Raw genomic sequence first — 7,262 nt, 5'->3', positions numbered from 1 at the left:
CGTGGTCAACAAGGCCGAACCGGCGCACACCCGCCCATGCGGCGCGCGCTTACGCGCCGCATGGGCCCATAATAGCACAATCTCCAGACACAAGGTGCCGTAGGCACCGCCGCGCGATCGCTGGGCCGTCCGGCGGCCTAGCGATTTGGAGAGGGCGCGCACCCTATCGGTGTCACACAGGTTTGGCTGGCATAAAGTGGCCGTCATCACCGGTAGATCGCTAGTCCCCGGCCCAGCGACCGCGCGGCTCATCTCTGAAACCGCCAACGTCCGAAGCTCGCCACAAACGTCCTCCCGTTGTAGCAGCGATTGCGTTGGATCAGGTGCGGAACACCGGGGTAATCCTCGGGTGGCGCGCGCCCTCAGTCGCGGGCACGCGCCCCGTCCACAAGGCTCTGCGCGTTCAAGCGGGCAAGATGCTGCACCGTTTCAAGACCGATATGCCGGTGCGCCCCAAGACGCGCGGCGGCGGCGTGGGCCTGTTCCTGCTGGCGCAAAAGCTCGAACAGACGCGCGTGGCGGGCGGGTCTGGCCGCGCTGTCGGCGGGGGGTGGCATCTGTGTCTCCTGTGCTGTCGTCAGGCCGGGATAGCGGGAAAACGTGATTTTTCCGTTACCGTTTGCGGGCAGGATCGTGGCGGGAACCGGTTTGCACCCGCGCGCCCTTTGCACGATAGTCGGTGCAACAGCGGGGCGCGCCACCGCCCCCGACCCAAGCAGAGCGAAAGGATCGAGCCATGCGATACGAGGCGCCACTGAGCGTGGAAGATGCGGTTGCCACCCTTGCAGGCGCGCAGGGCGCGCATGTGCTGGCGGGGGGCACCGACCTGTTGGTCAAGCTGCACGCCGAGATGATCGAGCCGGAACTGATCGTCGATATCAAGCGCATCAAGGGAATGCGCGAGATTGCGCCCGAGGAGGGCGGCTGGCGCATCGGGGCGGCGGTCTCGGGGGCCGAGATGGGCGAGCACGCGGGGCTTGTCGCGGATTGGCCCGGCGTGGTCGAGGCGGCGGGGCTGATCGGCTCGACGCAGGTGCAGGGGCGCGCGACGCTGGCGGGCAACCTCTGCAACGCCTCGCCCGCCGCCGATTCGGTACCTGCGATGGTCGCCGCCGGGGCACTGGCGCGGATCGTGGGGCCCGAGGGCACGCGCGATCTGGCGGTGATCGACGTCCCAAAAGGGCCGGGCAAGACGGCGCTGGAGCCGGGCGAATTCATCGCCTCGATCCTGCTGCCCGCCAAGCCACCACAATCGGGCGACGCCTATCTGCGCTTCATCCCGCGCAGCGAGATGGATATCGCCGTGGTGGGCTGTGGCGTCTCGCTCAGCCTCGATGATGAGGGCCGGGTGACGGCGGCGCGCGTGGCGCTCGGTGCGGTCGGGCCGAAGGTGATTTTGGTAGAAGCCGCCGCCGAGGCGCTCAAGCGCCGCGTGCTGGACGAGGCGGCGCTGGCGGATCTGGCGGCGGCCTGTTCAAAGGCCGCGACACCGATAGATGACAAGCGCGGCACGGTCGATTTCCGCCGCCACGTGTCGGGCGTTCTGGCCCGGCGCGCGGCGGTGATCGCCGCGGCCCGCGCGAAAGGAGACAAGGCATGAGCCGGATACATGTGACGACAAAGATCAACGGCGACGCGACCGAATTCCTCTGCGAGGCCGAGGCGACGCTTCTCGATGTGCTGCGCGACGATCTGGGTCTGACGGGCACCAAGGAGGGCTGCGGCACCGGCGATTGCGGGGCCTGTTCGGTCACGGTGGACGGGCGGCTGGTCTGTTCCTGCCTGATGCTGGGGGCCGAGGCCGAGGGGCGCGAGATCACCACCATCGAGGGCATGGCGGCGGGCGATCAGCTTCACCCGCTCCAGAAGAAATTCATCGAGATGGCGGCGCTGCAATGCGGCATCTGCACGCCGGGTATCCTCGTGGCGGCGAAATCGCTGTTGGAGCGCAACCCGGACCCAAGCGAGGAGGAGGTGCGCTATTGGCTGGCGGGGAACCTCTGCCGCTGCACCGGTTATGACAAGATCATCCGCGCCGTCATGGAGACGGCGGCGGACATGCGGAGGGCATCGTGATGGCACTTGATGACAGCAAGAAAACCCGTGTCTTCAAGGTGGTGGGCACGCGCCCCGACCGGCCCGATGGCATCGACAAGGTGACCGGGCGCGCGCGTTTCGGCGCCGATATGGTGGCACCGGGGATGCTGACGGGGCGCATCCTGCGCTCGCCTCATGCCCATGCGCGGATCGTGAAGATTGATGCGTCGAAGGCCGAGGCGCTGCCGGGTGTCAAGGCGGTGGTGACACGCGCCGATTTCGGCACGGTGCCCGATCATGTCGCCGATATCATGGAGAACTGCATGGCGGGCGAGAAGGCGCTTTACGATGGTCACGCCATTGCCGCCGTGGCCGCCATTTCGCCCGCCGTGGCGCGGCAGGCGCTCAAGCTCATCGAGGTGGACTACGAGGTGCTGCCGCATGTGACCGATGTGGACGAGGCCATGAAACCCGACGCGCCGGTGCTCCACGAGGGGCGGCAGGAAGAAACGGTGCCCAAGGGCATGTCCGGCAACGTGATCGCGCGGGCGGAATTCGGCCATGGCGATATCGCGGCGGGGCTGGCGCAGGCCGACCGCGTGCTGGAGCGGAGCTATCGCACCGCCGCCACCCATCAGGGCTATATCGAGCCGCACGCCTGTCTGGCGACGATGAGCAGCGACGGGCAGGGCGATCTCTGGGTCTGCACCCAAGGCCATTACATGGTGCGCAACACCTGCGCCGCCATTCTGGGGCTGGAACAGGGACAATTGCGCGTGACGGCCAGCGAAATCGGTGGCGGGTTTGGCGGCAAGACGGTGGTGTTTCTGGAACCCGTCGCGCTGATGCTGGCCCGCAAGTCCGGCCGCCCCGTCAAGATGGTGATGACCCGCTCGGAGGTGCTGCGCGCCACGGGGCCGACCTCGTCGACCTCCATCGACGTGAAAATCGGCATGAAGAAAGACGGCAAGATCACCGCCGCCTATGCCGAATTGCGCTATCAGGGCGGGGCCTGGCCCGGCTCGCCGGTCAATATGGGGGCGATGTCGGGCTTTGCCCCATATGACCTGGAAAACGTCAAGACCGTGGGCTGGGACGTGGTCACCAACCGCCCCAAGGCGGCGGCCTATCGCGCGCCGGGTGCGCCGATGGCGGCCTTTGCCATCGAGAGCGCGATTGATGAGGCGGCCAAGGGCTTTGGCCTTGATCCGTTGGCGGTGCGGCTGATGAACGGCGCGGATGAGGGCACGAAATCCTCCTACGGGCCGACCTATCCGGCGATTGGCCTCAAGGCGACGCTGGAAGCGGCCAAATCGCATCCGCACTGGACCGCGCCTTTGGGGAAAAATCAGGGCAGGGGGGTCGCCTGCGGCTTCTGGTTCAACTTCGGCGGTGATACCTGCGTCTCGCTCAACGTGACGCCCGATGGCACGGTGACGGTCTCGGAAGGCAACCCCGATATCGGCGGCTCGCGCGCGTCGATGACGATGATGGCCGCCGAGGAGCTGGGCATCCCCTACGATCAGGTGCGCACCATCATTGCCGATACCGGATCGCTGGGGCAGAACGAGGTGACCGACGGCTCCCGCGTGACCTTTGCGGTGGGGTTGGCCACGATTGAGGCGGCGCGCTCTGCCAAGCGCGAAATGTGCCGCCGCGCGGCCATGATCTGGGGCATCGACGAGGAGGCCGTGGAATGGGAGGACGGGGCCGCGCGCCCCGCGGGCCCCAATGCGGGGAAATTCCCGCCCATGACCATCAAGGACATCGCCGCCGTGGCCAGTAACACCGGCGGGCCGATTGCCGGCCACCACGAGGTGACCGCCGAAGGGGCGGGGGTGAGTTTCGCCACCCATATGATCGATGTCGAGGTGGACCCCGACACCGGCGCCACGAAAATCCTGCGCTACACGGTGTTTCAGGACGCAGGCAAGGCGGTGCATCCCTCTTACGTCGAAGGGCAGTTTCAGGGCGGTGCGGTGCAGGGCATCGGCTGGGCGCTCAACGAGGAATATATCTATGGCGAGGATGGCATCCTGCAAAACGCGGGCTTCCTCGATTACCGTATTCCCGTGGCCTCTGACCTGCCGATGATCGACACGGTCATTCTGGAAATCCCCAATCCCGGCCACCCTTACGGCGTGCGGGGCGTGGGCGAAACCTCGATCGTGCCGCCGCTCGCGGCGGTGGCCAACGCGGTTTCCGAGGCGGCGGGGGTGCGGATGGTGCAACTGCCGATATCGCCGCCGCGCCTTCTGGCGGCGATGCATGCGGGCGGCTGATGGTCAAGGTGCTGCTCTGGGGGTCGCTGGCCGATCTCACGGGTGGCGCGCGCGAGGTGGAGGTTGAGGCCGACACCCTGCGCGCGCTGCTCGACGGTCTGGCGCGCGACCACCCCGGATTGCGGTCTGAGTTGGCGCGCGGCGTCTCGGTCTCCATCGACGGGCGCATCTACAACGATAGCTGGTTCACACCGATTGGCCCCGAGAGCGAGGTGGTGCTGCTCAAACGCTTGCAGGGCGGCTAGAGCGTGTCGCGTTCATTCGCATTCACGCGGCACGCTCTAGCATATTGATCCCGCATGTTCGAGAAGCTCAAAACCGGTTCCCACTTTTGAGCAACATGCGATAAGGCTCAGCCCGCGACCGAGGCCGCGCGGATGGCGTCGATGGATGCGGCGAGCGTGGCGTTGAACTCGTCATCCGATTGCTGGGCCGACAGCCCCTCGGTCAGCGCGCGTGAAAAGCTGGCGATCACGCCGCGATTCTGCGCGAGGCGCGCATTGGCCTCGTCACGGCTATAGCCTCCCGAGAGCGCCACGACGCGCAGCACGCGGGGGTGATCCACCAGCGGCGCATAGAGATTGGCGGTCTCGGGCAGGGTGAGCTTGAGCATAACCTCTTGGTCCTCGGGCAGCGCGTCAAGATGGGTCTTGATGCTGGCCAGAAGCATATCTTCGGCTGCAGCCTTGTCGGCGATGGAAATGGTCACCTCCGGCTCGATGATCGGCACGAGACCGTGGCCGAGAATCTGGCGACCCAGCTCGAATTGCTGCGCCACGTTGGCGGCGATCCCGGCAGCATCGGCGGCGTCGATGACCGAACGCATCTTGGTGCCGAAAATCCCCGCCTCGGTGGCGCGGGCCAAAAGCGCGTCGAGATCGGGCATCGGCTTCATCAGGCGCACGCCGTCTTGCGGCTCTGCCAGCCCCTTGTCGACCTTGAGAAAGGGCACCACCCCGCGTTCCTGCCAGAGATAGCGCGCCGAGGGCAGGCCTGCGATCTCGCGGTCCATCGTCATCTCGAAAAGGATCGCGCCGATCACGCGGTCGCCGGTAAAGGCCGGGGCCTGCGCGATCCGCGCGCGCATGGCGTGCACAAGGTCGAACATCTCGGCCTCCGAGGCGTATTGATCCTCGGTAATACCGTAAAGGCGCAGCGCCTTGGGGGTCGAGCCGCCCGACTGGTCGAGCGCGGCGATAAACCCCTCGCCCTTGGCGATTTTTTCTTTCTGCGCGGCCTGCGACATGGCGGAAATCCCTTTGATGAAGCCGTTTGACGCCCTCTTAGGCGAGGTGCGCGCGCCGTGCAATCGTGGTGGCGCTAACGGCAGGGCAGAGGCGTGCGGCGCTTGAATTTGCAATCAAGGCCCCGAGCGCCCCCGTCACGCCAGCAGGCATCTTGTGCCAGACCTCGCCCCTCAGGGCCGGGTATCACCCAGCCGCGCGCGCACCTGCGTGATGAAATCCTCGCCGCGCTGCTCGAAATTGTCATACTGGTCAAAGCTCGCCGCCGCCGGGGCCAGCAGGATCACCTCGCCGGGGGCGGCATCGGCCAGCGCGGCCTCGACCGCGGCGGACATGGTGGTGCAGATCGCCGTCTCCACCCCGTCGAGCCCGAGGGCAAACTGCGCCGCCTCGCGCCCGATCACATAGGCCTTGGCCACGTTTTGCAGGCCGGGTTTCAGCGCGGCAAGCCCGCCCTCCTTCTCCAGCCCGCCGCAGATCCAGCGGATGCGCGGAAACGCCAGCAGCGCCTTGAGCGCGGCATCCACGTTGGTGGCCTTGCTGTCGTTGACGATGCGCACGCCGCCCGCTTCGGCCACAAGCTGCGAGCGGTGTGGCAGACCGGCAAAGCTGTGAAAGCCCTGCTCGATCAGGCGCGGGGCAAGGCCGAGGCTGCGGCAGGCGGCATAGGCGGCGCAGGCGTTCTGGTGGTTATGGGCACCGGGCAGGCCCTTGACCTCGCGCAGGTCGATCGCGGCCACCTGCCGCCCCTTGCGCGTCTCGGCGAGAAAGCCCTTGCGCGCGACCACCGTCCATCCCGGCCCGGCAAGTTTCTGCCCCGAGGAGATGCGGATCACCCGGTCATCGCCCATGCCTTCGGCCATCTGACCGGCGAGAAACCGGCCCTCGACCTCGTCCACGCCGATCACCGCGCGATCCGGTCCGCCCTCGGCAAAGAGCCGCCGCTTGGCCGCGAAATACCCCCCCAGGCCGCCGTGGCGATCCAGATGATCGGGCGAGAAGTTGGTGAACACGGCGATATCGGGGGTGAGGGCGCGCGCGAGCTCCGTCTGGTAGCTCGACAGTTCCAGAACCACCACCCCGCCATCGCCGGGCGGGTCGAGATCAAGCACCCCGCGCCCGATATTGCCGGCAAGCTGCACCGGCTTGCCCGCGTGCTCGAGCACATGGTGGATGAGCGCCGCAGTCGTCGATTTGCCGTTGCTTCCCGTCACCGCGATCACGCGCGGGGGCGTGTCGTAGCCATCCCAGTCGGTGGTGGCGAGAGAGCGAAAAAAGAGCCCGATATCGTTATCCACGGGCACGCCCGCCGCGAGGGCGGCGGCCACCACGCGGTTGGGGGCGGGGTAGAGATGCGGAATGCCGGGCGAGACGATGAGCGCGGCCACGCCGTCAAGCGCGCCGTCGCGGGCGAGGTCGCAAATCTCGAATCCCTCGGAGAGAGCCGCGTCGCGCGGCGCGGGCGTGTCGTCCCAGGCCAGCACCTCTGCCCCGCCCGCGCGCAGCGCGCGCGCCGCCGACAGCCCCGAGCGCCCCAGCCCCAGCACCGCCACACGCTGCCCGCAGACCCCCTGCACCTCGATCATCGCGCCGCATCCCCCGCTGAGTTCAACGGCGCAACCCTGCCCCGCTGTGGCGGCGGGTGCAAGCCGCTTGCGGCGGGCGGCGCTTGCATGGGGGGGGAGGGGTTGCTATTGGC

7 protein-coding genes are annotated in these 7,262 nt (G+C 67.5%); 4 read left to right on the top strand and 3 right to left on the bottom strand.

Features of this window, described 5'->3' with window-relative positions:
- Positions 1 to 362: 362 nt before the first annotated feature.
- Positions 363 to 557, bottom strand: coding sequence for a hypothetical protein (locus ABIE58_RS08035; protein WP_354544188.1), 195 nt, complete (start codon positions 555 to 557; stop codon positions 363 to 365).
- Between the two features lie 179 nt (positions 558 to 736).
- On the opposite strand from ABIE58_RS08035, the gene ABIE58_RS08030 reads away from it, so the two are divergent.
- Genes ABIE58_RS08030 through ABIE58_RS08015 form a run of 4 tightly spaced genes read left to right on the top strand, consistent with a single transcriptional unit; the run spans position 737 to position 4,564 of the window.
- Positions 737 to 1,600 carry an FAD binding domain-containing protein gene (locus ABIE58_RS08030; RefSeq protein WP_354544187.1) on the top strand — a complete coding sequence of 288 codons (864 nt, stop codon included), beginning with the start codon at positions 737 to 739 and terminating at the stop codon, positions 1,598 to 1,600.
- Positions 1,597 to 2,076: a (2Fe-2S)-binding protein gene (locus ABIE58_RS08025; RefSeq protein ID WP_354544186.1), complete on the top strand. Its 480-nt coding sequence runs from the start codon at positions 1,597 to 1,599 to the stop codon at positions 2,074 to 2,076. Before ABIE58_RS08030 ends, ABIE58_RS08025 begins: the two co-directional genes overlap by 4 nt.
- Positions 2,076 to 4,319 carry a xanthine dehydrogenase family protein molybdopterin-binding subunit gene (locus tag ABIE58_RS08020; protein ID WP_354544185.1) on the top strand — a complete coding sequence of 748 codons (2,244 nt, stop codon included), beginning with the start codon at positions 2,076 to 2,078 and terminating at the stop codon, positions 4,317 to 4,319. Before ABIE58_RS08025 ends, ABIE58_RS08020 begins: the two co-directional genes overlap by 1 nt.
- On the top strand, positions 4,319 to 4,564 hold the full coding sequence (locus tag ABIE58_RS08015; protein WP_354544184.1) for a MoaD/ThiS family protein: 246 nt from the start codon (positions 4,319 to 4,321) through the stop codon (positions 4,562 to 4,564). Before ABIE58_RS08020 ends, ABIE58_RS08015 begins: the two co-directional genes overlap by 1 nt.
- Before the next feature lie 107 nt (positions 4,565 to 4,671).
- On the opposite strand, the gene ABIE58_RS08010 is transcribed toward ABIE58_RS08015, so the two are convergent.
- Together ABIE58_RS08010 and murD are read right to left on the bottom strand one after the other, a co-directional pair.
- The gene (locus ABIE58_RS08010; protein ID WP_354544183.1) at positions 4,672 to 5,565 is read right to left on the bottom strand and encodes a fructose bisphosphate aldolase; all 894 of its coding nucleotides are present in this window, start codon (positions 5,563 to 5,565) and stop codon (positions 4,672 to 4,674) included.
- A 171-nt stretch (positions 5,566 to 5,736) separates the two neighbouring features.
- Complete coding sequence (gene murD / locus ABIE58_RS08005) at positions 5,737 to 7,149, bottom strand: UDP-N-acetylmuramoyl-L-alanine--D-glutamate ligase (protein ID WP_354544182.1); 1,413 nt, start codon at positions 7,147 to 7,149, stop codon at positions 5,737 to 5,739.
- Between the last annotated feature and the right edge of the window lie 113 nt (positions 7,150 to 7,262).

This window comes from Roseovarius sp. MBR-78, assembly GCF_040547535.1.
In the GTDB taxonomy this organism is placed as follows: Bacteria; Pseudomonadota; Alphaproteobacteria; order Rhodobacterales; family Rhodobacteraceae; genus Roseovarius.
The sequence above is the reverse complement of the archived record's forward strand: the minus strand, read 5'-3'. Positions and strand labels throughout refer to the sequence as shown.